Here is a 24,696-nt window from a genome sequence, read left to right on the forward strand (position 1 = left end):
TACGTTATAACGAAATATTGCGGCTGGCTAGAGGCGCTCCGGGAGATTGGCGCGGCCGGGCAAGCGTGGGAGCATGCCGGCCATGCAGGAGGAAACCGACATGCGAATCCGTGGAAGCATCGGCGACTGGCCGGTGGATCTGAGCCTGGAACTGGACGAGGAAGAGTGGCAACGCCTGGGCGCGGCACTGCGCCATGCGCCCGCCGCACCGGTCGCCGCGCCGGCAGCGCCTGTGGATAACCCGCCGGTGGCGCCCAGCGGCGTTGATCGACTGTGGCAGGCGGCCCGCGACCTGTTGCGCCAGGCCGGCAGCTATGAAGGCCCGCAGTTGCTCGACGAACTGGCCGCCCTGGCCGGGAGCGCCGGCGCGGCCAAGGGCTTGTTGGTGCGCTTGCGGCATAGCGCGGATGTGAGGATCGAGGTGCGGGAGGGGACTCAGGTGTTTACCTGGGTTGGGGAGTAGGAGCTTTTTGATTTTTGCTTTTCGTAGGAGCGAGCTTGCTCGCGAACGGTGCCAACCGGATGCTCTGATGCTGGGTGTGGCGCCTTTCCCTCTCCCCAGCCCTCGGCTGCGCGCCCCGCCCTGAAGGGAGAGGGGGCTTGTCCGTGCCGAGAAAGGATTTGGAGTCAGTCGGAAGCTTCGTGGTAGCCGGCTAATGCCGAAATACCCGAGCACGCCCAACGGTCCCCTCTCCCTTCAGGGAGAGGGTTAGGGAGAGGGAGCGGAGTTGAACCCCGCGCCAGGTTCGCGAGCAAGCTCGCTCCTACACGAAACGAACCCCGCCACTCAATACAGCAGATTGGCCAACTTCCGCCGATAGGCGATCACCAGCGGATGCTCATTGCCCAGCAGGTCGAACACCTGCACCAGCGTCTTGCGCGGCAGGTCTTCGCCGTAGCTGCGGTTGCGCTGGAACAGGCGCAGCAGGCCATCCATCGCCGCTTCGTACTGCTGACGGGCGAGTTGCTGCACGGCCAGTTGGTAGGCGGCCTCGTCGTCGCCGGCGTCGGCCGCCAGGCGGGTCTTCAGGGTGGCGGCGTCGGGCAGGTCGGCGGCCTGGCGCAGGAAGGTCAACTGGGCGCGGGCGGCGGCCAGGGCGGACTTGTGCTCGTCGCTCTTCACCGCGTCCAGCACCGTCTCGGCTTCGCCCAGTTCGCCGCGCTCGGCCAGGCAGCGGGCATAGAGAATCAGCGCCGCGGCATTGGTGTTGTCTTCGCCCAGCAGGGCCTTGAGCTGGGCCTCGGCCTCGGCGAAGCGGCCTTCGGCGAAGGCCGCTTCGGCGGCGTCCAGCGGGTTGGCGGCGGGGGCCGCCGGCGGTTGTACGTGCTGCTCCAGCATCTGCCGCACCGCCGATTCCGGTTGTGCGCCGGCGAAGCCGTCGACCGGCTGGCCGTCCTTGAACAGCACCACGGTGGGCAGGCTGCGGATGCCGAAGCGCATGACGATGTCCTGCTCGACGTCGCAGTTGACCTTGGCCAGTAGCAGCTCGCCCTGGTAGGACTCGGCGACCTGCGCCAGCATCGGCATCAGCGCCTTGCAGGGCGCGCACCAGTCGGCCCAGAAGTCGACCAGCACCGGCTTGTGAAAGGAGTTCTGGATCACCAACTGGTCGAAGTCGGCGCTGGTGACGTCGAAGATGTAGGGCGTGTCGCTCATGGGGGCTCTCGTCGGGCGAAAGGGGCGAAAGGGGGCTGGTCACTATAAGTGGGGGCGCGGCGGACGGAAACAAGGCAATGCCGCGCCCTGGGTTCCTGTAGGAGCGCGCCCTGCGCGCGAATCGCGGGCAGGGCCCGCTTCCTACAGTTCCAGGAAAGCCCGTAGGATGGGTTGAGCGAAGCGATACCCATCACCATGGCCCGATGGGTTTCGCAAGCTCAACCCATCCTACGAAAAGCACCTCGACGCAGACGGTTGCTCCTACAGGGGACGGCTGGCGTGATACAGGCTGACCTTGCGGAATTCGTAGGGCTCGGCCAGGTCCGGCCAGGTGCAGGCGTCGAGGATGTCCAGGCGCCGGTACTGCGGGTGCTGGAAGTCGCGCACCCGCGAGTCGGCCACCAGGGCCTCGCGGCCCTTGCCGAGGAAGGCGTCGAGCAGCGGCAGGTTGGCGCGGTCGTAGAGCACGTCGGCGACTAGGATCAGGTCGTAGCGGTCCTCCTCGCCGAAGAAGTCTTCCGAATAGCTCAGCTGTACGCCGTTCAGCTCGGCATTGGCGCGGCTGGCGGCCAGGGCCAGCGGGTCGAGGTCGCAGGCCACCACTTCGGCGGCGCCGGCCTTGGCCGCGGCGATGGCGGCGATGCCGGAGCCGGCGCCGAAGTCCAGCACGCGCTTGCCGGCCACCCACTGCGGGCGCTCGGCCAGCCAGCGCGCCAGGGCCAGGCCGCTGGCCCAGCAGAAGCACCAGTAGGGCGGTTCTTCGAGGATGCGGCGGGTCTCGTCGGGGCTGAACTGGCGGTCCATGTTCTGCGCATCGATCAGCCACAGCGCGATGTCGGTGCCGGGCAGGCGCTCGGCGCCCAGGCGGGCGTCGCCGAGCAGCTCGCCCAGGGCCTGCTGCAGGTCCTGCGGGGCCTTCACGGCGCCGGCTCCAGGCGCAGCTCGCCGAGGGCCCGGGACTGCCCGGGAGCGATGGTCAGCGGGCGCAGGCGCCAGGCCAACTGGCCGTTCTGCGCCACCCGCGCATGCAGTTCGATGCGCCCGCCGCTGGGGAAGTCGCTGGGGTCGTAGCGCAGGCTGAAAGGCAGGGCGCCGCCGTTGCCCACCAGTACCAGGCTGGCCAGGGCGCGCTGCGGGCGGTCGCGTTCATCCATCAACAACAGGGCCAGTTCCACCTCGGCGCCATCGGGCAAGGCGCCGCGGCTGCTGGTGAGCACCCCGGACAATTCGCGCAGGTTGGCCGGCAGCGGCGTCGCGACGGCCTTGGCCGGGGCGCTGGCGGCGGGAGGCTGCGGAGCGGGTTGCTTGCTCGAACAGGCGGCCAGCAGGGCCAGGGCGAGCAGGCAGAGAAGGCGGTGCGGCATGGGCGATTTCCCTCGCGGCGGTTTCCAGGGCGGCGCCTGTATAGCGTAAAGCCTGCGGCTTGTCTCGGGGAGCGCGGCGCCGGATGTTTCGTCGAACGGCCGGTCGAAGGGCCCGGGCGGATGGGGTACCATGGGCCACCATTTCGTAGGGCCATTCTCTGCCATGCATTGTCCCTTCTGCGGTGCCCACGACACCAAAGTCATCGATTCCCGCCTGGTCGCCGAGGGCGACCAGGTCCGCCGCCGCCGCGAGTGCCTGGCCTGCGGCGAGCGCTTCACCACCTTCGAGACCGCCGAGCTGGTCATGCCGCGGCTGATCAAGCAGGACGGCAGCCGCCAGCCGTTCGACGAGGACAAGCTGCGCGCCGGCATGCAGCGCGCGCTGGAGAAGCGTCCGGTCAGCGTCGAGCGCCTGGAAGAGGCCATCGCCCACATCAAGCACAAGCTGCGCGCCACCGGCGAGCGCGAGGTGAAGTCGCGGGTGCTCGGCGAGCTGGTGATGGCCGAGCTGCAGAAGCTCGACGAGGTGGCCTACATCCGCTTCGCCTCGGTGTACCGGCGCTTCCAGGACCTCAACGAGTTCCGCGAGGAAATCGAGCGCCTGGCCCGGGAGCCGTCCAAGGAATGAGCGCCGTCGACCAGGCCTGGATGGCCCGCGCGCTGGAACTGGCGCGCAAGGGGCTGTATTCCACCCATCCCAACCCCCGCGTCGGCTGCGTGCTGGTCAAGGACGGCGTGGTGATCGGCGAAGGCTGGCACGTCCGCGCCGGCGAGCCCCATGCCGAGGTCCACGCCCTGCGCCAGGCCGGCGACAACGCCCGTGGCGCCACCGCCTACGTCACCCTGGAGCCCTGCAGCCACTTCGGCCGCACCCCGCCCTGCGCCGATGCCCTGGTGAAGGCCGGCGTCGCCCGCGTGGTGGCGGCCATGCAGGACCCCAACCCGCAGGTCGCCGGGCAGGGGCTGCGGCGCCTGGCCGAGGCCGGCATCGAGGTGGCCTGCGGCGTGCTGGAGGCCGAGGCCCGGGAAATCAACGCCGGCTTCATCAAGCGCATGGAGACCGGCCTGCCCTTCGTCCGCGTCAAGCTGGCGATGAGCCTGGACGGGCGCACCGCCATGGCCAGCGGCGAGAGCCAGTGGATCACCGGCCCCGCCGCGCGCCGCGCCGTGCAGCGCCTGCGGGCGCGCTCCAGCGTGGTGCTTTCCGGCGCCGACACGGTGCTGCTGGACGCTGCCCGCCTGACCGTGCGCCCCGACGAGCTGGGTCTGGACGCCGAGCAGACCGCCCTGGCCGCTGCGCGCCAGCCGCTGCGCGTGCTGGTGGACGGTCGCCTGCGGGTGCCGACCGACGCTGCTTTCTACCAGGCCGGCCCGGCGCTGGTGGCCAGCTGCGCCGAACGCGACGGTTTCGCCGCCGAGGGCCGCGAACTGCTGGTGCTGCCCGGCGCCGATGGCCACGTCGACCTGGCGAAGCTGCTCGCCGAACTGGGCGCGCGCGGCGCCAACGAAGTGCTGGTGGAAGCCGGCCCGCGCCTGGCCGGGGCCTTCGCCCGACTGGGGCTGGTGGACGAGTACCAAATATTCGTTGCGCCCAAGCTACTGGGCTCCAGCGCCCGCCCGCTGCTGGAGCTGCCGCTGGAGAAGATGGCCGAGGCGCGCGAACTGAAGATCGCCGACATCCGCGCCGTGGGCGACGACTGGCTGGTCACGGCGCGGCCGGTCTGACGGAATTGTCTGCGCTACCCCCTGCGAATGCGGGGGGAGAGCAAACTGAACCTTCCGACTTGCGCCGGCCTGTGGTAAAACGCCACACGCGGTCAACGCTGTAACGGCCGCGATTGACGTTCTCAGGGCGGGGTGCAAGTCCCCACCGGCGGTGATGGCGCGCAACGCGTCGAGCCCGCGAGCGCTTGCCACGACCGGCTTACCGCCGCAGCGGCAAGGTCAGCAGACCCGGTGCGATCCCGGGGCCGACGGTAACAGTCCGGATGAAGAGAGAACGGGATGAACCTGCGCAAGGTGCGTCTGCACGCCTGCGCGTCGTGTCCCTTCGATCGGTATGCCCTGTTTTTCCCAAAACAGGAGTTCCAACACCATGCACCACCCCTTCGTTTCCACTGCGCTGGCTCGCGCCGGCCGGCACGCCTGCGCGCAACCGCATTGCGCCGTCCGGGAGGCCCCATGTTCACCGGCATAATCGAAGCCATCGGCAGCATCCGCTCGATCACCCCCAAGGGCGGTGACGTGCGTCTCTACGTGCAGACCGGCAAGCTCGACCTCGCCGACGTCAAGCTCGGCGACAGCATCGCCGTCAACGGCATCTGCCTGACCGCCGTGGAGCTGCCCGGCGACGGCTTCTGGGCCGACGTCAGCCGCGAGACCCTGGCGCGCACCGCCTTCGCCCAGCTCAAGGTCGGCAGCCGCGTCAACCTGGAGAAGGCCCTGACCCCCACCACCCGCCTGGGCGGCCACCTGGTCAGCGGCCACGTCGACGGCGTCGGCGAGATCGTCAAGCGCGAGGATAACGCCCGCGCCATCCAGTTCACCGTGCGCGCCCCGCGCGAGCTGGCCAAGTACATCGCGCTGAAGGGCTCGATCACCGTCGACGGCACCAGCCTCACGGTCAACGCGGTGAATGGCGCCGAGTTCGAGCTGACCATAGTCCCGCACACCCTGCTCGAGACCATCATGGGCGACTACCGCCCCGGTCTTCAGGTGAACCTGGAAGTGGACCTGCTGGCGCGCTACCTGGAGCGCCTGCTGCTCGGCGACAAGGCCGCCGAGCCCGCCGCCAGCGGCATCACCGAAGCATTCCTGGCCGAAAACGGCTTCATGAAGCATTGATAGGAGCTGCCCAGATGGCACTCAACAGCATCGAAGAACTGGTCGAAGACATCCGCCAAGGCAAGATGGTCATCCTCATGGATGACGAGGACCGCGAGAACGAAGGCGACCTGATCATGGCCGCCGAGTGCGTGCGCACCGAAGACATCAACTTCATGGCCAAGTACGCCCGCGGCCTGATCTGCATGCCGATGACCCGCGAGCGCTGCGAGCGCCTGGGCCTGTCGCTGATGGTGCAGCGCAACGGCTCGGGCTTCGGCACCAAGTTCACCGTTTCCATCGAGGCCGCCGAAGGCGTCACCACCGGTATCTCCGCCGCCGACCGCGCTCGCACCGTGCAGGCCGCCGCCGCGAAGGAAGCGGTGGCCGCCGATATCGTCAGCCCCGGCCACATCTTCCCGCTGATGGCCCAGCCCGGCGGCGTGCTGGCCCGCGCCGGCCACACCGAGGCGGCCTGCGACCTGGCGCGCATGGGCGGCTTCGAGGCCTCCGGGGTGATCTGCGAGATCATGAACGACGACGGCAGCATGGCCCGCCGCCCGGAGCTGGAAGCCTTCGCCGAGCAGCACGGCATCAAGATCGGCACCATCGCCGACCTGATCCACTACCGCCTGATCCACGAGCGCACCGTCGAGCGCCTCGCCGAGCAGCCGCTGGACACCGAGCTGGGCCAGTTCAACCTGATCACCTACCGCGACTCGGTGGAGGGCGAGGTGCACCTGGCGCTGACCCTGGGCGAGATCTGCGCGGAAGAGCCGACCCTGGTGCGCGTGCACAACATGGACCCGCTGCGCGACCTGCTGATGGTCAACCAGGCCGGGCGCTGGAGCCTGCGCGCGGCCATGGCCAAGGTGGCCGAGGCCGGCAGCGGCGTGGTGCTGCTGCTGGGCCACCAGATCGGCGGCGAGGACCTGCTGGCCCACGTGCGCGAGATCGCCGCCAGCGCGCCGGCGCCCAAGCCCACCACCACCTACAGCACCGTCGGCGCCGGTTCGCAGATCCTCCGCGACCTGGGCGTGCGCAAGATGCGCCTGATGTCGGCGCCGATGCGCTTCAACGCGATATCCGGTTTCGACCTGGAAGTTGTAGAATACCTGCCCGCCGAATGAACCCGCGCCGCCGTGCCCTGGCACGGCGGCGCCGTTCTTCTAGCCTAATTTCGCGGAGCGTCGCCGACGCTCCTGCTCTTTAACGAAACGAGACCTGCCCATGACACTGAAGACCATCGAAGGTACCTTCATCGCCCCCAAAGGCCGCTTCGCCCTGGTGGTTGGCCGCTTCAACAGCTTCGTGGTGGAAAGCCTGGTGCAAGGCGCCATCGACGCGCTGGTGCGCCACGGCGTCGCCGAAGGCGACATCACCATCATCCGCGCCCCGGGTGCCTTCGAGATCCCCCTGGTGACCCAGAAAGTCGCTCAGCGCGGCGAGTTCGACGCCATCATCGCCCTCGGCGCGGTGATCCGCGGCGGCACCCCGCACTTCGAATACGTTGCCGGCGAGTGCACCAAGGGCCTGGCGCAGGTTTCCCTGCAGTTCGGCGTGCCGGTGGCCTTCGGCGTGCTGACCGTCGACTCCATCGAACAGGCCATCGAGCGCTCCGGCACCAAGGCCGGCAACAAGGGCGCCGAGGCCGCGCTGTCCGCCCTGGAAATGGTGAGCCTGCTGTCGCAGCTGGAGGCCAAGTGAGCAGCAACGACAACGGCGCTCCGTCCAAGCCGGCCAAGCCCAACAAGATCGCCATGCGCCGCAAGGCCCGCAGCCTCGCGGTGCAGGCCCTGTACTCCTGGCAGATGGCCGGCCAGCCGCTGAACGAGATCGAGGCGACCTTCCGCACCGACAACGACTTCAGCGACGTCGACGGCGCCTACTTCCACGAGATCCTCCACGGCGTGCCGCGCCTGAAGACCGAGCTGGACCAGGAATTCACCCCCTGCCTGGACCGCCCGCTGGAAGAGATCGACCCGGTCGAGCTGGCCATCCTGCGCCTGGCCACCTACGAGCTGCGCAACCGCCTGGACGTGCCCTACAAGGTGGTGATCAACGAAGGCATCGAGCTGGCCAAGACCTTCGGCGCCACCGACGGCCACAAGTTCGTCAACGGTGTGCTGGACAAGCTGGCGCCGCGTCTGCGCGCCGCCGAGCTGCGCGGCGCCAAGCGCTGAGTCCGCCGCAAGGCATGGGTGAGTTCGAACTGATCCGCCGCTATTTCGCCGCGGCCGCCTGTGCGGCCGCGGCCGATGGCGTGGCCCTGGGCATCGGCGACGACTGCGCCCTGCTGGCGCCGGCCGCCGGCCAGCAACTGGCGGTGTCCACCGACACCCTGGTGGCCGGCGTGCATTTCCCCGCGCTGTGCGATCCCTTCCTGCTCGGCCAGCGCGCCCTGGCGGTTTCCGCCAGCGACCTGGCGGCCATGGGTGCCGCGCCCCTGGCCTTCACCCTCGCCCTGACCCTGCCCGAAGCCGATCCGGCCTGGCTGGAAGCCTTCGCCCAGGGCCTGAACCGCATGGCCGCGGCCTGCGGCCTGGCGCTGGTCGGCGGCGACACCACCCGCGGCCCGCTGAGCATGACCCTCACGGTGTTCGGCCAGGTGCCCGTCGGCCAGGCGCTGACCCGCAGCGGCGCCCGCCCCGGCGACCTGCTCTGCGTCGGCGGCCCGGTCGGCGAGGCCGGCGCCGCCCTGGAGCTGGTGCTCGGCCGCCTTGCCGCCGAACCCGAAGTGGCCGAGCCGCTATTGGCGCGCTACTGGGCGCCGCAGCCGCAACTGGCCCTCGGCCTGGCCCTGCGCGGCCGCGCCACGGCGGCGCTGGACGTGTCCGACGGCCTGCTCGCCGACTGCGGCCACATTGCCCGCGCCTCCGGCGTGGCCTTGATCATCGAAGCCGAACGCCTGCCGGCCAGCGCGCCGCTGGAAAGCCTGCTGGGCGCCGAGCGCGCGCTGCAGGCCAAGCTCGGCGCCGGCGACGACTACGTCATCGCCTTCACCCTGCCGCCCGCGCAGTTGCCGGCCCTGCAGGCGCAGTGGCCGCAGCTGGCGGCCATCGGCCGCGTCGAGGCCGGCAGCGGGGTGCGCGTGCTGGAAGGCGCCGGCCACGACATCACGCCGCGCCAGGGCGGCTACCTGCATTTCACGGAGTGACCGCAGTGCCCGAACATCCCGACCAAGCTCCCGCCCAGCCCGTGCCGCCGTCGGTCTGGCGCAACCCCTGGCATTTCCTGGCCTTCGGCTTCGGCTCCGGGACCCTGCCCAAGGCGCCGGGCACCTGGGGCTCGCTGGTGGCCATCCCCTTCGTCCCGCTGTGGCAGCTGCTGCCGGACTGGGGCTACTGGCTGATGCTGGGGCTGACCATGCTGTTCGGCTTCTGGCTGTGCGGCCGGGTCGCCGATGACCTGCGCGTGCACGACCACGAGGGCATCGTCTGGGACGAGATGGTCGGCATGTGGATCACCCTCTGGCTGGTGCCCGAGGGCTGGTGGTGGCTGCTGGCGGGCTTCCTGGTGTTCCGCTTCTTCGACATCCTCAAGCCCTGGCCGATCCGCTGGGTCGACCGCCACGTGCACGGCGGCGTTGGCATCATGCTCGACGACGTCCTCGCCGGGGTCTTCGCCTGGCTGGCCATGCAGGGCCTGGTCTGGGCCTGGGCCACCTGGCTGCTCTGACGACAGCTGCCCTGACAACAGCCGACTTCATCACTGACGGCGCAGCGGCGCCGGTGTAACGTGGCGCCACCCTCGCGCCAGCCGACAAGGAGCCCCATCATGCTGCGCCTGCTGCCCGCCCTGAGCCTCGCCCTTGCCGCCAGCGCGGCCCTCGCCGCCCCGCAGGTGTGGGTGGTGGGGCTGTTCCCCAACGCCGCGGTGGTCAACATCGACGGCCAGCGCAAGTTCCTCCGCGTGGGCGAGACCGGGCCGCAGGGCGTGCAGGTGGTCAGCGCCGACGCGCACAAGGCGGTGCTGCGCGTCGAGGGCGTGGAACGCACCTACGAACTGAGCCGCGAATACAACGCCAGCGGCTACTCGGCCCCGGCGCCGGTACAGGAAATGAGCATCGCCCGCGGCACCGGCGGGCATTACTGGGTGTCCGGCTCGATCAACGGCCAGAACGCCCAGTTCCTGGTCGACACCGGCGCCACCACGGTGGCCATGAACGAAGCCCAGGCGCGCCGCCTGGGCATCGACTACCGGGTGGTCGGCAAGCCCATGGTCGCCTCCACCGCCAGCGGCACCGTCAAGGGCTGGCGCATCAGCCTGAACAGCGTGAAGCTCGGCGGCATCGAGGTGCTGGGCGTCGACGCCAGCGTGCTGGAAGGCGAGTTCCCCACCGAGATCCTGCTGGGCATGAGCTTCCTCAACCGCGTCGGTTGGCGGGAGGAGCAGGGGATGATGTATATCCAGTCCAAACACTGAGAGCCCCTCCACAGCCTGCTGCGCGTCGGCATAACTGCGTTGGGAACAGGTTCGAAATGCTCATTTAGCGGCCTGAACTGCGCTTCCGAACCTGTTCCCGCCTTGTTCTGCTCTAGCTCGCGAGGCCGTGAAGGGACTCTGCCAGATCGCCGATCCATCGATGGCTTCGATAGCCAAGTTGCGGATTTCGCAATGACGGCGGCCCCGGCACTGCTGTTACAATGCCGGCTCCTTACTACTGTCTGACTTTCAGGAGTTTCCGGTGTCCGTCGTGTTCGTCGCCGCCTCCAAGCTGCCCACTCCCTTCGGCGAATTCACCATGCATGGCTTCCTCGACGAGGAAACCGGCAAGGAACATGTCGCCCTGACCATGGGCACCCTCGACGACGGCCAGCCGGTGCTCGGTCGCCTGCATTCCGAATGCCTGACCGGCGATGCCCTGTTCAGCCTGCGCTGCGACTGCGGCTTCCAGCTCGAAGGCGCGCTCTCGGCCATCGCCCGCGAAGGCCGCGGCGTGCTGCTGTACCTGCGCCAGGAGGGCCGTGGCATCGGCCTGCTGAACAAGATCCGCGCCTACGCCCTGCAGGACGAAGGTGCGGACACGGTCGAAGCCAACCTCAGGCTGGGCTTCGGCGCCGACCAGCGCGATTACGCCATGTGCCTGCCGATGCTGCAGCACCTGGGCGTCTGCTCGCTGAAGCTGATGACCAACAACCCGCGCAAGGTCAAGGCGCTGGAAGGCTACGGCCTCACCGTGGCCGAGCGCGTGCCCCTGCAGAAGGGCCTGAACCCGCACAACAAGCGCTACCTGGCGACCAAGGCCGGCAAGCTCGGGCACATGCTCGGCGAGCTGCACCAGGGCGAGGCGGAGATCGAGGCGCAGTGAACCGCGCCGCCGAGTTCGGCCGCCTGGGGCGTCTGTGGTGGCTGCACCTGGTCCTGGCCCTCGGGCCGCTGCTGGCGCTGCTGCTGTGGGGCTTCGAGATCGACGCCCTGGCCGTGCTGGCCACCCCGCTGTACGTCGCCGCGCTGGTCTCGATGTACTTCACCCTGCCGCTGTTCCGCCGCTACAAGCTCGCCCTGATCGACGCCGGCAAGGCCCGTGACACGGCCGAAGAGCCCGCCGCCTGGGCGGAGCTGGCGCGCACCTGGCGCAACGGCGTCCTCGGCGCCAGCCTGCCGGCCTGGATCGGCGTGCTGGCGTGTTTCACCGACCTGTCCGGCGTGGCGCTGATCCTCCTCGTGCTGACCAGCCTGCTGATCCTCTGGCTGTACCGCCTGCCGCGCCAGTTGCTCTGATGCGCCTGCTCGTTGCCGTCCTGCTGCTATCGCTAGGCCTGCCGGCACTGGCGGCGCAGCGGGTGGTGAGCCTGTCGCCCTCGATGACCGACAGCGTCCTGGAACTGGGCGCCGGCGCGCGCCTGGTGGGTGTGCTCGACGGCGACGAACGCCCGGCGCAACTGGCGGCCCTGCCGTCGCTGGGGCGCTACGGGCAACTGAACCTGGAGCGCCTGCTGAGCCTGCGGCCGGACCTGGTGCTGGTCTGGCCCGGCAGCATTCCCGATGCGCAGATGGCGCGGCTGAAGGGCCTGGGCCTGAAGCTCTACGTCGCCGAGCCGCACCGGCTGGAGGATATCCCCAGCCAACTGGAAGAGCTGGGTGCGCTGCTCGACGCCCAGGACAAGGCCACGGCCCTGGCCGCCAGCTTCCGCCAGCGCATCGCCGAACTGCGCCGGCAGTACGCCCGCGAGCACCCGCTGCGGCTGTTCTACCAGGTATGGAACCGCCCGCTGTACACCCTGGGCGGACGCCAGGTGGTCAGCGACGCCCTGCAGGTCTGCGGCGCGCGCAACCTGTTCGACGACCTGCAGCAGCCGGCGCCGCAGGTGGGCATGGAAGCGGTGCTGGCCCGCGATCCGCAAGTGATATTGGCGCCCAATGCCGAACAGGCGGCGCAATGGCGGGCCATGAAGCAACTGAGCGCAACGCGCCTGAATCAGCTGTGGGTGCTGCCCGACCGCAACCTGGAGCGGCCGAGCTACGCCATGCTGGCCGCCACCGAAAAACTCTGCCGCCTGCTCGCCCAGGCCGAGCCGTAGGGCGAATAACCGTTCGCGGTTATCCGCCGGCCGGGATGCCGTACCTCCCCATAACCTGTAGGAGCGGGCCCTGCCCGCGAAATCGCGCGCAGGGCGCGCTCCTACGAAAAGCTGTGCTCGCCTGCAGCGTAGGACCTCATCCGCGAATTGCGTCGGTATGTCCGGCAATCGCGGACAAGGTCCGCTCCTACAGGAGAGGAATGCCGTGCCTCCCGGCGAACGGGCCCTGCCCGCGATTTCGCGCGCAGGGCGCGCTCCTACAAGGGAACGGTGCGGGTGGGGCAGCGTAGGAGCGGATCTTATCCGCGAATCGCGCCGAAACCTCCGGCTATCGCGGACAAGGTCCGCTCCTACGGGGGAGGAATGCCGTGCCTCCCGGCGGACTGTAGGAGCGGGCCCTGCCCGCGATTTCGCGCGCAGGGCGCGCTCCTACAAGGGAACGGTGCGGGTGGGGTTGCGTAGGAGCGGATCTTATCCGCGAATCGCGCCGAAACCTCCGGCTATCGCGGACAAGGTCCGCTCCTACGGGGGAGGAATGCCGTGCCTCACGGCGAACGGGCCCTGCCCGCGATTCGCGCGCAGGGCGTGCTCCTACATGGGGATGGCGTGGGGGCGGCGTACCGTGCCTCCCCGCCGCTCAGAACCCCTCCAGCACGATCTTGCCCTTGGCCTTGCCGCTCTCCAGCAGCGCGTGGGCGCGGCGCAGGTTGGCGGCGTCGATGCGGCCGAAGTGCTCGCCCAGGGTGGTGCGCAGCACGCCCTGGTCGACCAGGCTGGACACGCGCTGCAGCAGGCGGTGCTGCTCGATCATGTCGTCGGTCTGGAACATCGAGCGGGTGTACATGAACTCCCAGTGCAGCGACAGGCTCTTCTGCTTGAGCAGGCTCACGTTCAGGTTCGCCGGGTCGTCGATCAGGCCCAGGCGGCCCTGCGGGCGCAGGCTGGCGACTATCTGCTGCAGGTGGCTGTCGGTGTGCGTCAGGCTGGCCACGTGGCTCACCTGGCCGATGCCGATGCGCTGCAGTTCCTCGCTCAGCGGCTTGCCGTGGTCGATGACGTGGTGGGCGCCGAGGTCGCGGACCCATTCCCGGGTTTCCGCCCGCGAGGCCGTGCCGATCACGGTCACGCCGGTCAGGTGCCGGGCCAGTTGGACGAGGATGGAGCCCACGCCGCCGGCGGCGCCGACGATCAGCAGGCTCTGCCCGGCGCTGCCCGGGCCCTCGGCGATCTGCAGGCGTTCGAACAGCAGTTCCCAGGCGGTGATGCTGGTCAGCGGCAGGGCCGCGGCCTGGGCGAAGTCGAGTCTGGCCGGCTTGGCGCCGACGATGCGCTCGTCCACCAGCTGCAGTTCGGCGTTGCTGCCCGGGCGCGTCAGGTCGCCGGCGTAGAACACCTCGTCGCCGGGACGGAACAGGCTGACCTCGCTGCCCACTGCGCGGACCACGCCGGCGGCGTCCCAACCCAGCACCTTGTATTCGCCGGCCGCAGGCTCCGTGCGCTGGCGCACCTTGGTGTCCACCGGGTTGACGGAAATGGCGCGGACCTCCACCAGCAGGTCGCGCGGGCCGGGCGTCGGCTCCGGCAGCTGGATGTCGAGCAGGGCGTCGTCGGCGTCGATCGGGCGGCTGTGGGTGTAACCGATGGCTTTCATGGCGGCTCCTCAGTCGATGCGGTTCATCAGGCGGATGTCGAGTTCGTCCAGATCGTCCCGGCTGGCCGCGACGAAGGCCTGGAAGTGCTCGCTGGCCTCGTGCTCGGCGAGGGCCGCCTCGTCGCGCCATTGCTCGATCATGTAGATCAGGTCGGCGTCCTTGCGGTCGCGGTGCAGGTCGTACTGGATGCAGCCGGGCTCGGCCCGCGAGGGCACGCGCAGCTCGGCCAGGCGGGCCTGCAGGGCGTCGGCGCGGCCGGGCTTGGCGCGGATGATGGCGATCAGGGTAATGGGGCTGCTCATCGGGACTCTTCCTTGCGGCAGTGGGGGATGGGCGCATCCTCCGCTCTTTCGTTGTGAAGAAAAACCGCGTAGGAAGAAAGTCTCTTTCAAAGGAAAATTGAAAATGCTGCGTTTCGACGACCTCCAGCTGTTCGTCCGCACCGCCGAGCGCGGCAGCCTCTCCGCCGCGGCCCGCGAACTGGAGGTGTCGCCGGCGGTGGCCAGCGCCGCGCTCAAGCGCCTGGAGGGCGCCCTGCAGGCGCGCCTGTTCGCCCGTTCCACCCGCAGCCTGCGGCTGACCGCCGAGGGCGAGCTGTTCCTGGCCCATGCGCGGGCCTCGCTGCAGAGCCTGGAGGAGGGCCGCCAGCTGCTGGCCGGCGGGCGCAGCGAGATCGCCGGGCCGTTGCAGGTCTCGGCACCCTCGGACCTGGGGCGCAACGTGCTGTTGCCCTGGCTCGACGAGTTCCAGGCGCAGCACCCGCGGCTGGTCCTGCGCCTGCTGCTCAGCGACCGCCAGGCCGACCTCTACCGCCAGCCGGTGGACGTGGCCATCCGCCTCGGCCAGCCGCCGGATTCCAGCCTGGTGGCGCTGCCCCTGGCGCCGGACAACCGCCGCGTGCTGTGCGGCGCTCCGGCCTACTTCGCCCTGCATGGCCGGCCGCAGCGGCCGCAGGACCTGGCCCGGCACAACTGCCTGCTGTACATGCTCGGCGGCCGTGTGCACGAACGCTGGCGCTTCGGCGACGAGACGGTCGAGGTGGCCGGCGACCGCGTCAGCGACGACGCCGACGTGGTGCGGCGCTGGGCGGTGGCCGGGCGCGGGCTGGTCTACAAGTCCTGGCTGGACGTGGCCGCCGACGTGCGCGCCGGGCGCCTGGAAGTGGCCCTGGCCGACCACCGGGGCGAGGCGGCGCCGCTGAACCTGTTCTGCACCCACCGCGCGCAGCTGAGCCCGCCGGTGACGCTGTTGCGCGAGTTCGTCCAGCAGCGCTGCGCCGAGCATCTGCGCGGCGCGCCCTGGCGCTGAGCCTCAGCGCGGGGTGTAGCGCGCCACGGCGTGGCTGAGATCCCAGCCGACCGAGACCGAGAACACCAGCAGCAGGACCGGCACCAGGCACCACCAGATGCGCTTGGGCAGGGCCGGCAGCGGCTGGCGCAGTTGGCTGGCCCAGAGCGCGGCGGCGCAGACGGCGGCGGCGAGCAGGGCGCCGGCGATCACGTCGCTGGGCCAGTGCGCGCCCAGGTACAGGCGCGAGCCGGCAATCCACGCGGCCGGCAGCATGGCCAGCAGCAGCCAGGTCAGGCGCACCCGCGGCGAGCCCTCGCGGCTGGCCAGCACGCCGAGCACCAGGAAGCAGGCGAAGGACGCCGAGCTGTGCCCGCTGGGCATGCTGAAGGCGCTCAGCGGGTCGGCGATCACCTCCGGGCGGGCGCGGCCGAAGAAGTGCTTGAGGGTGGTGTTGAGCAGCGCCGTGGCCAGCAGGGTGCCGCCGGCGAACAGCGCGTGGCGCCATTTGCCCAGGCCCAGCAGCAGGCCGCTGACGACGATGCCGACGATCACCTGGGTGCGGAAGTCGCCCAGGCGCGTCACCGCCACCATGATGTGGTTCAGCAGCGGGCTGCGTTCCTGCTGGATCAGCGTCATCAGGCCGTGGTCGAGGGCATCCAGGTGCGGCCAGCCGATCAGGATACCCAGCAGCAGGGCGGTGCTCAGCCCGGCGGCGATCAGTGCGGTGCCGTGGCGCCGCTTCAGGCAGGCATGGATCAAGGCGCCGCCGAGCACGGCCAGGCCGCCGGCGACCACCGCCATCTCCGGCCAGAAGCCTTCCGGCAGTGGCAGGCGCAAGGCCGCGCCGGTGGTCCAGCCGGGCAGCAGGTAGGCCACCGACCAGCCGGCGGCGGCCAGGATGGAGACCGCCAGGAAGCGCCCGAAGGGCATGTCGAGCATGCCCGCCACCAGTGGCAGGAACGGCCGCAGGGCGCCGATGAAGCGGCCCACCAGCAGGCTGGTGACGCCGTAGCGGGCGACGAAGCCTTCGGCGCCGGCCAGCCATTCCGGATGGTGGCGCAGCAGCGGCAGGCGGCGGATGTCCTGGTGGAAGCGGCGGCCGAGGAAGTACGAGCAGAGGTCGCCCAGCAGGCCGCCGGCGAAGGCCAGCAGCAGCGTCTGCCCCAGGCCCAGGGCGCCGCCGCCGGCCAGCACGGCCACGGCGAAGAGCATCACCACGCCGGGCAGCACCAGGCCGACCACCGCCGCGCATTCGAGGAAGGCGATGAGGAAGACCACCAGCCCCAGCCACTGCGGGTGGCCGGCGATCCATTGGTTGAACAGGTCCAGGCTCATGTGCGGTGCGCTTCCGAGCTGTCCAGCAGGTAATAGTCGCGGCCTTCGACCTGGCCGCGGCGCAGTGGGTTTCGCGTGCAGAAGGGCGCGAAGGCAGCGTCGACGAAGCGGTACATCAGGTGCTCGTCGCGGCCGTGGGGGATGCCCAGGCGGGTGGTCTGGATGACCTGGGCCGGGGTGTCGCCGACGTCGTCGACGAACAGCCGCTGCACGTCGAACTGCCTGGCGTCCCAGTCCGGCACCTTGAGGCCCATGGCCTTGCACAGCAGGGTCTGGCCGGCGCAGAGCTTGCCCAGCGGGCGCTCGCTGCCATCGGCGGCGGGGTTGAGCTGGCGCATGCGGGCCAGGGCCTCGTCGCCGCTGACGCGGTCCATCCACGGGTGGCCGGACTTGATCAGCACGGCATTGCCGGCGCCGCCTGCGCTGAAGTTCAGCGAGTCGCCGCCGCGCGCGTAGTACATGTAGATGTGCCCGCCGTCGAGGAACAGCGCCTTGCGCTTCTCGGTGTAGCCGAGCGAGGCGTGGCTGCCTTTCTCGGCCAGGTAATAGGCTTCGGTCTCGATGATCCGCGTGGACAGCCAGAGCTCGCCGACGCGGTGACGGATCACCTTGCCCAGCAGCTGGCGCGCCACCAGCAGGGCGTCGCGGTCGAAGAAGGAATGGGGCAGCGGCCGCGCTTCGGGCCAGGGCAAACCAAGGATGGGATCGGCAGGCATGGGATTGTCGTGGGTACCAGGGCGCTCTTAGGCTGGCGGATGATAACAACAAGAGACTGAATCATGGCTGAACGCATCCGCGCCGACAGCGCGCACATCACCCCCAGTGCGCACTACACCGGCTATGTCTGGTTCCGCCACAAGCTCGCCGAGCCGGCCTTCGCCACCGCCTTCGGGCGCTGGGTGCACGGCTGCGTGGCGCCGATCGCCTGGGGCGCGCGCCTGGGCTTCGGGCTGAACATCGAGGACTTCCTGCTGCAGCGCCATCTGCTGATAGACGCGCGCCTGCGCCAGGCCATCGAGCAGCGCGGCGTCACCCAGGTGGTGGAGATCGCCTGCGGCCTGTCGCCGCGCGGCAGGCGCTTCCGCCAGCGTTACCCACAGCTGGACTACCTGGAGGCGGACCTGCCGCCCATGGCCGCGCGCAAGTCGGCCCTGCTGCAAGGGCAAGGCTGGCTGGACGAAAGGCACCGGGTGCACTCCGTGGACATTCTCGCCGAGACCGGCCCGCACACCCTGGCCGCGCTCTTCGCCCAGCTCGATCGCCAGCGCCCCGTGGTGGTGATCACCGAGGGCCTGGTGAACTACTTCCAGCGCCCGCTGATCGAGGGTTTCTGGACGCGCCTGGCGGCGGTCCTGGCCGACTTCCCGGCGGCCACCTACCTCACCGAACTCTACCCCGACCTGCGCGAACACCCGCGCTACCGGCAGATCCGCTGGGGCGTCGGCCTGATCGGCCGGCTCACCCGCGGCGGCTACCCGCTGCACTACCGCAGCGAGGCGGAAATAGCCGCGGCCTTCCGCGGCTGCGGCTTCGCCGGCGTGGAAGTGCTCGATCCACAGGTGCACGGCGCCGAGTTGTGCCTGCCGCGCGGGCGCATGCCGAGCCTGGTGCGCGTCATCGAAGCCCGCACCTGAAGCGCTTTTCGTAGGATGGGTTGAGTTTACGAAACCCATGCGGTCACGGTGATGGGTATCGCTTCGCTCCACCCATCCTACGGGGCGTTATGCGCCCTACGGGAGTTTGGGCGTAGGGCGTATAACCGTTCGCGGTTATACGCCGTTCCGTTGCCTCAGGCCGCGCAGGCCCCTTGCTGCAACGGCACCACCAGCTCCGCCAGGCTGGCGCTGGCGCGGGGATCGCCGTGGGGGAAGATGAAGGCGACGCCGTCCGTGGTGCGGCGCAGCGGGAGGATGTCCAGTTCTTCCACGCCGGGGATGGTCAGGCGCCAGCCGCGTTGCGGCAGTTCCGGCGGCAGGTCGGCGTGGGCCAGGCCGCCGAAGTAGCCGATTTCCACCAGTTCTGCGCGCCATTGCCCGCCGTCGGCGTGGCGCAGCAGGGCGCGGGGTTGCGGTGGCGCCAGGCGCGGTTCGAAGCGGCGCTCCAGGTGCGGCAGTTGCTGGCGCTGGAAGCGCGTGCTGCCGGCGGCGTTGCGCGGCAGCGGCTGGCCGTCGAGGAAGGGTGTGTACAGCCGGGCGCAGGCGCCGCGGCGTTCGAACTGGGCCAGGTGGTCGGCGTCGTGGATCAGGGCGAACTGCGCGTCGGCGCAGGCGAGGGCGAATTCGGCGTGTTCCCAGGGCTGGGTGAAGTGGTCGTATTCGCCGGCCAGCACCAGGGCCGGGCATTGCGGGTGGCGCTCGAAGCCGCCGAAGGCCAGCAGGCGCCGGCTGTTCTGCCGGTAGCGTTCGACTTCCGCCGGTGTCAGGCGCTGCAACTGGCGCAGCAGGGCCTTGCGGAACACCGGGGAGACGCCGGTATCGGCCAGGCGCAGCGGGTTGACCAGGCCGGTCAGCACGCCGTTGGCGAAGGGCTCGTGCTGGCCCAGGTCCAGGCGCGCCAGGGCTTCTTCCAGCAGGGCGCGGGCGCCGGGGCGGCCGAAGGCGGTGATGCCGGCCAGCAGCAGGCGCGCGCAGCGCCCGGGGTGGCGGGCGGCGAAGAGGGCGGCCAGGGCCGAGCCGTAGGACAGGCCGATGGGCATCAGCGGCGGCAGGCGCAATGCCTCGGCGAAGGTGGCGATCAGGTCGGCCAGGTCCTCCAGGCTCAGCTGCGGCGCCAGTTGCAGGTTGCCGCCCTGGCTGGGCAGGTCGAGGAGGATCACCGGGTGCTCGGCGAGCAGCTCGCTGACTTCGCCGGCGAAGGAGCGGAAGCTCTGGAAGGCGCCGCCGAGCAGCAGCACCGGCGGGCGCGGGTCGTCCGCGCGGTGGGCGAAGGCCTGGTAGTGGAGTTGCCAGCCGTCCAGTTCGAGCACCGCCGGGGCGGCGGTGAGGGCCTGGGCGCTGTAGTCGGTGCGGTAGCGCATGGCGAATCTCCGGCGGTGTTCCGCCTCTTGTTGTTCTTCCCTGGCGTGCCGGATGGCGAACGGCTGGCAGTGCGCGGCGGGGTGGCTCCAAGGTAGACAGAGGCCGGCCTTTTGTTTACCCAACCTTCGGGCGGGGGAAATCGCAACGCGCTGTTGCGGGTGTCACCGTTCCGCGGCCGGGGCGCGGCCCGCGGCGCCCGGGCGGCGTTACCGGCGCGCCGGTGGGACGCCCTGTCTACCGGCTGGCTGCTGTGGCTGGGCGGGCGCAGGCGGGGTCGCTATAATCGCGCATTTCCCTCACGCAGACGCGTACGAACCATGACCGAGTCCGTCCTCGACTATATGAGCCGCCTGGGCCGCGCCGCCCGTGAAGCCTCGCGCGTGCTCGCGCGGGCCTCCACCGCGCAGAAGAACGCCGCCCTGCTGGCTGCCGCCGATGCCCTGGACGCTGCCCGCGAGCAGCTCGCCCACGCCAACGAGCAGGACCTGGCCGCCGGCCGGGCCAATGGCCTGGAGCCAGCCATGCTCGACCGCCTGGCGCTGACCCCGGCGCGCATCGACGACATGATTGAGGGCCTGCGCCAGGTGGCCAAGCTGCCGGACCCCATCGGCGAGATCCGCGACATGCGCTTCGTGCCCTCGGGCATCCAGATCGGCAAGATGCGCGTGCCCCTGGGCGTGGTCGGGATCATCTACGAGTCGCGGCCGAACGTGACCATCGACGCCGCCAGCCTGTGCCTGAAATCGGGCAACGCCACCATCCTGCGCGGCGGCTCCGAGGCCATCCATTCCAACCAGGCCATCGCCCGTTGCATCCAGGCAGGCCTGGCCGCGGCCGGCCTGCCGGCGAGCGCCGTGCAGGTGGTCGAGACCACTGACCGCGCCGCCGTGGGCGCGCTGATCAGCATGCCCGAGTACGTCGACGTGATAGTCCCGCGCGGCGGCAAGGGGCTGATCGAGCGCATCAGCCGCGAGGCCAAGGTGCCGGTGATCAAGCACCTGGACGGCATCTGCCACGTGTTCATCGACGAGTCGGCCGACCTCGACAAGGCCATCCGCATCGCCGACAACGCCAAGACCCAGCGCTACGCGCCGTGCAACACCATGGAAACCCTGCTGGTGCACCAGGCCATCGCCGCGCGCGTGCTGCCGCCGCTGGCCGCCATCTACCGCGACAAGGGCGTGGAGCTGCGCGGCGACGCCGCCACCCGCGCGCTGCTGGGCAGCGACGTGCTGGAGGCGACCGAGGAAGACTGGCGCACCGAGTACAACGCGCCGATCCTGTCGATCCGCATCGTCGACGACCTGGACAGCGCCATCGAGCACATCAACACCTACGGCTCGCAGCACACCGACGCCATCGTCAGCGAGAGCTTCAGCAACGCCCGGCGCTTCCTCGCCGAGGTGGACTCGGCTTCGGTCATGGTCAACGCCTCGACGCGCTTCGCCGACGGCTTCGAGTATGGCCTGGGGGCGGAGATCGGCATTTCCACCGACAAGCTGCACGCCCGCGGCCCGGTCGGCCTGGAAGGCCTGACCAGTGAGAAGTACGTGGTCTTCGGCGACGGGCACGTGCGCACCTGATGGGCAAGCAACGCCCGCGGCGGATCGGCCTCTTCGGCGGCACCTTCGATCCGGTGCACATCGGGCACCTGCGCAGTGCGCTGGAGACCGCCGAACTGCTGGGGCTCGACGAGCTGCGCCTGTTGCCGGCGGCGCGCCCGCCGCACCGCGAGACGCCGCAGGTCTCGGCGCAGCAGCGCCTGGCCATGGTCGAGCTGGCGGTGGCCGGCGTCGCGCCCCTGACGGTGGATGCCCGCGAACTGGCCCGCGACAAGCCGTCCTACACCATCGACACCCTGGAATCGCTGCGCGCGGAGTTGGGGAGCGAGGCGCAGCTGTTCCTGATGGTCGGCTGGGACGCTTTCTGCGGCCTACCCACCTGGCACCGCTGGGACGAACTGCTGCAGCACTGCCACATGCTGGTGCTGCAGCGCCCGGATGCTGACGTGGAAGCGCCGGAAGCCCTGCGCGATCTGCTGGCGGCGCGTAGCATGGCCGACCCCAACGCCCTCGCCGGGCCGGCCGGGCAGGTCACTTTCATCTGGCAGACGCCCCTGGCGGTGTCGGCCACCCAGATCCGCGCCCTGCTGGCGCAGGGGCGCTCGCCGCGCTTCCTGGTGCCGGACGCGGTATTGAACTACATCGAGGCGCACGGGCTGTACCGCGCGTCCCTGGCAAACTAGAGAGTCATTCAATGCAAACCGAACAACTGGTCGAGCTGGCCGTCGCCGCTCTGGAAGACATGAAAGCGCAGGACATCACCGTCCTCGACGTACGCGACAAGACCAGCATCACCGACGTCATGGTCATCGCCTCCGGCTCCTCCAGCCGCCAGGTCAAGTCGCTGGCCGACAACGTCCTGGAGAAGGTCAAGGAACAGGGCGTCAAGCCGATCGGCAGCGAAGGCCAGGAAGGCGGCGAGTGGGTGCTGATCGACCTGGGCAACGTCGTGGTCCACGTCATGCAGCCGGCCACCCGCCAGTTCTACGACCTGGAGCGCCTCTGGCTCGGCGCCGAACAGAGCCGCGCCCATCACAGCGGCGAGTAAGCGCCCTTGCGCCTGCGTCTGATCGCGGTCGGCTCGCGCATGCCGCGCTGGGTCGAGGAGGGCTGGCAGGAGTACGTCAAGCGCCTGCCCTCGGAGCTGTCCCTGGAACTGGTGGAGATCCCGCTGAACACGCGCGGCAAGAACGCCGACGTGGCGCGGCTGATCCGCCAGGAAGGCGAAGCCATGCTGGCCAAGGTGCAGCCCGGTGAACGGGTGGTGACCCTGGAAGTCGAAGGCAAGCCCTGGAGCACCCCGCAACTGGCCGCCGAGCTGGATCGCTGGCGCCTGGACGCACGCACCGTCAACCTCATGGTCGGCGGCCCGGAAGGGCTGGCGCCGGAGGTCTGTGCGCGCAGCGAACAGCGCTGGTCGCTGTCGCCGCTGACGTTGCCGCACCCGCTGGTGCGCATCCTGGTGGGCGAGCAGATCTACCGCGCCTGGACGGTGCTGTCCGGGCACCCCTACCACAAGTAGTCGTAGCCGTACCCGATGCCGCAGCCGATACAACTCAAGGACCACGAGAAGGACGCCCGCCTGGTGCGTCGCCGGGTCGTCGTCGGCGCGGTGGCGATCTTCCTCCTGGCCCTGGTGCTGGTGGCGCGCATGTACCACCTGCAGGTCACCCAGTACGAGTACCACTCGACGCTGTCGGAGAACAACCGCGTCCACGTCCAGCCGATCCCGCCGAACCGCGGCCTGATCTACGACCGCAACGGCGTGCTGATCGCCGACAACCGCCCCAGCTTCAGCCTCACGGTCACCCGCGAGCGCACCGAGAACCTGCAGCAGGAGCTGCAGGCGCTGGTGGAGATCCTCGGCCTGACCGAGGAGGACAAGGCGATCTTCGAGAAGCGCATGAAGCAGGGCCGGCGGCCGTTCGAGCCGGTGCCGATCATGTTCGAGCTGTCCGAGGAGCAGATCGCCCGCATCGCCGTGAACCAGTACCGTCTGCCGGGTATCGACGTCACCGCGCAGTTCGTCCGCCACTATCCGCTGGGCGAGCACTTCGCCCATTCGGTGGGCTACGTCGGGCGGATCAACGAGGCCGAGCTGAAGGTGCTCGACCCGGTCAACTATTCCGGCACCCACCACATCGGCAAGACCGGCGTGGAGAAGTTCTACGAGGCCGAGCTGCACGGCACCGTGGGCTACGAGGAGGTCGAGACCAACGCCCGCGGCCGCGTGCTGCGCGTGCTCAAGCGCACCGACCCGGTGCCGGGCAAGGACATCGTCCTGAGCATCGACAGCAAGCTGCAGGCCAAGGCCGAGGAGGCCCTGGGCGGGCGCCGCGGCGCCATCGTGGCGATCCAGCCGGCCACCGGCGAGGTGCTGGCGATGGTCAGCCAGCCCAGCTACGACCCCAACCTGTTCGTCACCGGTATCAGCTTCAAGGACTACTCGGCGCTGCGTGATTCCATCGACCGCCCGCTGTACAACCGCGTGCTGCGCGGCCTGTACCCGCCGGGCTCGACGGTGAAGCCGGCGGTGGCCCTGGCCGGCCTCGACGCCGGAGTGGTCACGCCCAGCTCGCGGGTCTTCGACCCCGGCTACTACCAACTGCCCAACTACGACCACAAGTACCGCAACTGGAACCGCTCCGGCGAGGGCTGGGTGAACCTGGAGACGGCGATCATGCGTTCCAACGACACCTACTTCTACGACCTCGCCCACAAGCTCGGCATCGACAGGCTGCACGACTACATGAGCCGCTTCGGCTTCGGCCAGCGCGTGTCCCTGGACATGTACGGCGAGTCGCCGGGGCTGATGCCCTCGCGCGAGTGGAAGCGCGCCACCCGCCGCCAGGTCTGGTTCCCCGGCGAGACGCTGATCCTCGGCATCGGCCAGGGCTACATGCAGTCCACGCCGCTGCAGCTGGCGCAGATGACCGCGCTGATCGCCAACCACGGCAAGTGGATCCGCCCGCACCTGGCCAGGACCGTCGACGGCCAGCCGCCGGTCGACCCCGAGCCGATGCCCGACATCGAGCTGCGCGAGCCGGGCAACTGGGAACTGATCGACTCCGACATGCAGCAAGTGGTGCACAATGCCCGCGGCACCGCGCACAAGGTCGGCGCCGCCTCGGTCTACCGCATCGCCGGCAAGTCCGGTACCGCGCAGGTGGTGGCGATCAAGCAGAACGAGCGCTACGACCGTTCCAAGCTCAACGAGCGCAACCGCGACCACGCGCTGTTCATCGGCTTCGCCCCGGCGGACAACCCGCAGATCGCGGTGTCGGTGATGGTGGAGAACGGCGAGTCCGGCTCCGGCGTCGCCGCCCCCGTGCTCAAGCAGGTGATGGACGCCTGGCTGCTGGACGAGAGCGGCAAGCTCAAGCCCGAATTCGCGCCACAGGTGGCGGAGGCGCCGAAGCCATGAGCATGAACATGAACCCCAACTTCGACCGCACGCTGTCCAACGAGGACG

Annotated in this window: 28 protein-coding genes and 1 riboswitch; of the genes, 20 read left to right on the plus strand and 8 right to left on the minus strand. The window is 69.8% G+C overall.

The genetic code is table 11. The annotated features are described in order from the left end of the window. The first annotated feature begins 82 nt into the window (after positions 1 to 82). A complete protein-coding gene (locus tag FG99_RS27855; protein ID WP_081884752.1) occupies positions 83 to 463 on the plus strand; it encodes a hypothetical protein in 381 nt (126 codons plus the stop codon). Positions 464 to 787: 324 nt separating this feature from the next. Here FG99_RS27855 and trxA read toward each other — a convergent pair whose 3' ends face one another. The 3 genes from trxA to FG99_RS27870 form a co-directional block, all read right to left on the minus strand. Next, entirely contained in the window at positions 788 to 1,657 is an 870-nt protein-coding gene (trxA, locus tag FG99_RS27860) for a thioredoxin (protein ID WP_043273454.1), read from the minus strand. A gap of 261 nt (positions 1,658 to 1,918) precedes the next feature. Continuing rightward, complete coding sequence (locus tag FG99_RS27865; protein WP_043273455.1) at positions 1,919 to 2,578, minus strand: class I SAM-dependent methyltransferase; 660 nt, start codon at positions 2,576 to 2,578, stop codon at positions 1,919 to 1,921. Continuing rightward, positions 2,575 to 3,021, minus strand: a complete 447-nt coding sequence (locus FG99_RS27870) for a YbaY family lipoprotein (RefSeq protein ID WP_043273456.1) — start codon at positions 3,019 to 3,021, stop codon at positions 2,575 to 2,577. The genes FG99_RS27865 and FG99_RS27870 overlap by 4 nt, the downstream gene beginning before the upstream one ends. Before the next feature lie 163 nt (positions 3,022 to 3,184). Between FG99_RS27870 and nrdR the strand changes: the two genes are divergently transcribed. The 12 genes from nrdR to FG99_RS27930 all read left to right on the plus strand — a co-directional run bounded on the left by nrdR (position 3,185) and on the right by FG99_RS27930 (position 12,368). Then, positions 3,185 to 3,649 (plus strand): transcriptional regulator NrdR, encoded by a 465-nt coding sequence (gene nrdR, locus FG99_RS27875; RefSeq protein ID WP_024128042.1) that lies wholly within the window; start codon positions 3,185 to 3,187, stop codon positions 3,647 to 3,649. Further along, complete coding sequence (ribD, locus tag FG99_RS27880; RefSeq protein WP_043273457.1) at positions 3,646 to 4,746, plus strand: bifunctional diaminohydroxyphosphoribosylaminopyrimidine deaminase/5-amino-6-(5-phosphoribosylamino)uracil reductase RibD; 1,101 nt, start codon at positions 3,646 to 3,648, stop codon at positions 4,744 to 4,746. Before nrdR ends, ribD begins: the two co-directional genes overlap by 4 nt. Positions 4,747 to 4,860: 114 nt before the next feature. After that, positions 4,861 to 5,026: riboswitch (FMN riboswitch) on the plus strand. A gap of 176 nt (positions 5,027 to 5,202) precedes the next feature. Then, entirely contained in the window at positions 5,203 to 5,865 is a 663-nt protein-coding gene (locus FG99_RS27885; protein WP_043273458.1) for a riboflavin synthase, read from the plus strand. Between the two features lie 14 nt (positions 5,866 to 5,879). Next, a complete protein-coding gene (gene ribBA, locus FG99_RS27890) occupies positions 5,880 to 6,974 on the plus strand; it encodes a bifunctional 3,4-dihydroxy-2-butanone-4-phosphate synthase/GTP cyclohydrolase II (RefSeq protein ID WP_009617266.1) in 1,095 nt (364 codons plus the stop codon). 100 nt (positions 6,975 to 7,074) lie between these two features. Then, complete coding sequence (gene ribE / locus FG99_RS27895; protein WP_043273459.1) at positions 7,075 to 7,551, plus strand: 6,7-dimethyl-8-ribityllumazine synthase; 477 nt, start codon at positions 7,075 to 7,077, stop codon at positions 7,549 to 7,551. Further along, complete coding sequence (nusB, locus tag FG99_RS27900) at positions 7,548 to 8,027, plus strand: transcription antitermination factor NusB (protein WP_043273460.1); 480 nt, start codon at positions 7,548 to 7,550, stop codon at positions 8,025 to 8,027. Before ribE ends, nusB begins: the two co-directional genes overlap by 4 nt. 14 nt (positions 8,028 to 8,041) lie before the next feature. Continuing rightward, positions 8,042 to 9,001 carry a thiamine-phosphate kinase gene (thiL, locus tag FG99_RS27905; protein WP_043273462.1) on the plus strand — a complete coding sequence of 320 codons (960 nt, stop codon included), beginning with the start codon at positions 8,042 to 8,044 and terminating at the stop codon, positions 8,999 to 9,001. Positions 9,002 to 9,006: 5 nt separating this feature from the next. Next, entirely contained in the window at positions 9,007 to 9,522 is a 516-nt protein-coding gene (locus FG99_RS27910) for a phosphatidylglycerophosphatase A family protein (RefSeq protein ID WP_043273464.1), read from the plus strand. Positions 9,523 to 9,621: 99 nt separating this feature from the next. Further along, complete coding sequence (locus FG99_RS27915; RefSeq protein WP_009617275.1) at positions 9,622 to 10,269, plus strand: retropepsin-like aspartic protease family protein; 648 nt, start codon at positions 9,622 to 9,624, stop codon at positions 10,267 to 10,269. Positions 10,270 to 10,531: 262 nt separating this feature from the next. Continuing rightward, positions 10,532 to 11,155: a GTP cyclohydrolase II gene (gene ribA, locus FG99_RS27920; protein ID WP_043273465.1), complete on the plus strand. Its 624-nt coding sequence runs from the start codon at positions 10,532 to 10,534 to the stop codon at positions 11,153 to 11,155. Then, a complete protein-coding gene (locus FG99_RS27925) occupies positions 11,152 to 11,568 on the plus strand; it encodes a hypothetical protein (RefSeq protein ID WP_043273466.1) in 417 nt (138 codons plus the stop codon). Before ribA ends, FG99_RS27925 begins: the two co-directional genes overlap by 4 nt. Continuing rightward, the gene (locus FG99_RS27930; protein ID WP_051879322.1) at positions 11,568 to 12,368 is read left to right on the plus strand and encodes a cobalamin-binding protein; all 801 of its coding nucleotides are present in this window, start codon (positions 11,568 to 11,570) and stop codon (positions 12,366 to 12,368) included. The genes FG99_RS27925 and FG99_RS27930 overlap by 1 nt, the downstream gene beginning before the upstream one ends. Positions 12,369 to 13,005: 637 nt before the next feature. Here FG99_RS27930 and FG99_RS27935 read toward each other — a convergent pair. Both FG99_RS27935 and FG99_RS27940 read right to left on the minus strand, forming a co-directional pair. Beyond that, positions 13,006 to 14,019 carry a zinc-binding alcohol dehydrogenase family protein gene (locus tag FG99_RS27935; RefSeq protein WP_043273467.1) on the minus strand — a complete coding sequence of 338 codons (1,014 nt, stop codon included), beginning with the start codon at positions 14,017 to 14,019 and terminating at the stop codon, positions 13,006 to 13,008. A gap of 9 nt (positions 14,020 to 14,028) precedes the next feature. Then, positions 14,029 to 14,322, minus strand: a complete 294-nt coding sequence (locus FG99_RS27940; RefSeq protein WP_043273468.1) for a putative quinol monooxygenase — start codon at positions 14,320 to 14,322, stop codon at positions 14,029 to 14,031. 103 nt (positions 14,323 to 14,425) lie between these two features. Between FG99_RS27940 and FG99_RS27945 the strand changes: the two genes are divergently transcribed. Beyond that, complete coding sequence (locus tag FG99_RS27945; RefSeq protein WP_043273469.1) at positions 14,426 to 15,328, plus strand: LysR family transcriptional regulator; 903 nt, start codon at positions 14,426 to 14,428, stop codon at positions 15,326 to 15,328. Between the two features lie 3 nt (positions 15,329 to 15,331). On the opposite strand, the gene FG99_RS27950 is transcribed toward FG99_RS27945, so the two are convergent. Together FG99_RS27950 and FG99_RS27955 are read right to left on the minus strand one after the other, a co-directional pair. Continuing rightward, positions 15,332 to 16,645: a bifunctional DedA family/phosphatase PAP2 family protein gene (locus FG99_RS27950; protein WP_043273471.1), complete on the minus strand. Its 1,314-nt coding sequence runs from the start codon at positions 16,643 to 16,645 to the stop codon at positions 15,332 to 15,334. Further along, positions 16,642 to 17,361 carry a DNA-3-methyladenine glycosylase gene (locus FG99_RS27955; RefSeq protein WP_043273473.1) on the minus strand — a complete coding sequence of 240 codons (720 nt, stop codon included), beginning with the start codon at positions 17,359 to 17,361 and terminating at the stop codon, positions 16,642 to 16,644. Before FG99_RS27955 ends, FG99_RS27950 begins: the two co-directional genes overlap by 4 nt. A 63-nt stretch (positions 17,362 to 17,424) precedes the next feature. Between FG99_RS27955 and FG99_RS27960 the strand changes: the two genes are divergently transcribed. Next, the gene (locus tag FG99_RS27960) at positions 17,425 to 18,279 is read left to right on the plus strand and encodes a class I SAM-dependent methyltransferase (RefSeq protein WP_043273474.1); all 855 of its coding nucleotides are present in this window, start codon (positions 17,425 to 17,427) and stop codon (positions 18,277 to 18,279) included. A 155-nt stretch (positions 18,280 to 18,434) separates the two neighbouring features. Here the strand turns inward: FG99_RS27960 and FG99_RS27965 are convergent, their stop codons facing one another. Continuing rightward, positions 18,435 to 19,661 (minus strand): alpha/beta fold hydrolase, encoded by a 1,227-nt coding sequence (locus tag FG99_RS27965; protein WP_043273476.1) that lies wholly within the window; start codon positions 19,659 to 19,661, stop codon positions 18,435 to 18,437. 318 nt (positions 19,662 to 19,979) lie between these two features. On the opposite strand from FG99_RS27965, the gene FG99_RS27970 reads away from it, so the two are divergent. Genes FG99_RS27970 through mrdA form a run of 5 tightly spaced genes read left to right on the plus strand, consistent with a single transcriptional unit; the run spans position 19,980 to position 24,648 of the window. Continuing rightward, entirely contained in the window at positions 19,980 to 21,245 is a 1,266-nt protein-coding gene (locus FG99_RS27970) for a glutamate-5-semialdehyde dehydrogenase (protein ID WP_043273478.1), read from the plus strand. Beyond that, complete coding sequence (gene nadD, locus FG99_RS27975; protein ID WP_043273479.1) at positions 21,245 to 21,907, plus strand: nicotinate-nucleotide adenylyltransferase; 663 nt, start codon at positions 21,245 to 21,247, stop codon at positions 21,905 to 21,907. The genes FG99_RS27970 and nadD overlap by 1 nt, the downstream gene beginning before the upstream one ends. A gap of 11 nt (positions 21,908 to 21,918) precedes the next feature. Continuing rightward, entirely contained in the window at positions 21,919 to 22,272 is a 354-nt protein-coding gene (gene rsfS / locus FG99_RS27980) for a ribosome silencing factor (protein ID WP_009617292.1), read from the plus strand. Positions 22,273 to 22,278: 6 nt separating this feature from the next. Next, entirely contained in the window at positions 22,279 to 22,746 is a 468-nt protein-coding gene (gene rlmH, locus FG99_RS27985; protein ID WP_009617293.1) for a 23S rRNA (pseudouridine(1915)-N(3))-methyltransferase RlmH, read from the plus strand. Positions 22,747 to 22,761: 15 nt separating this feature from the next. Further along, entirely contained in the window at positions 22,762 to 24,648 is a 1,887-nt protein-coding gene (gene mrdA, locus FG99_RS27990; RefSeq protein ID WP_009617294.1) for a penicillin-binding protein 2, read from the plus strand. The last annotated feature ends 48 nt before the right edge of the window (positions 24,649 to 24,696 follow it).

Source organism: Pseudomonas sp. AAC, from assembly GCF_000725445.1.
In the GTDB taxonomy this organism is placed as follows: Bacteria; Pseudomonadota; Gammaproteobacteria; order Pseudomonadales; family Pseudomonadaceae; genus Pseudomonas; species Pseudomonas citronellolis.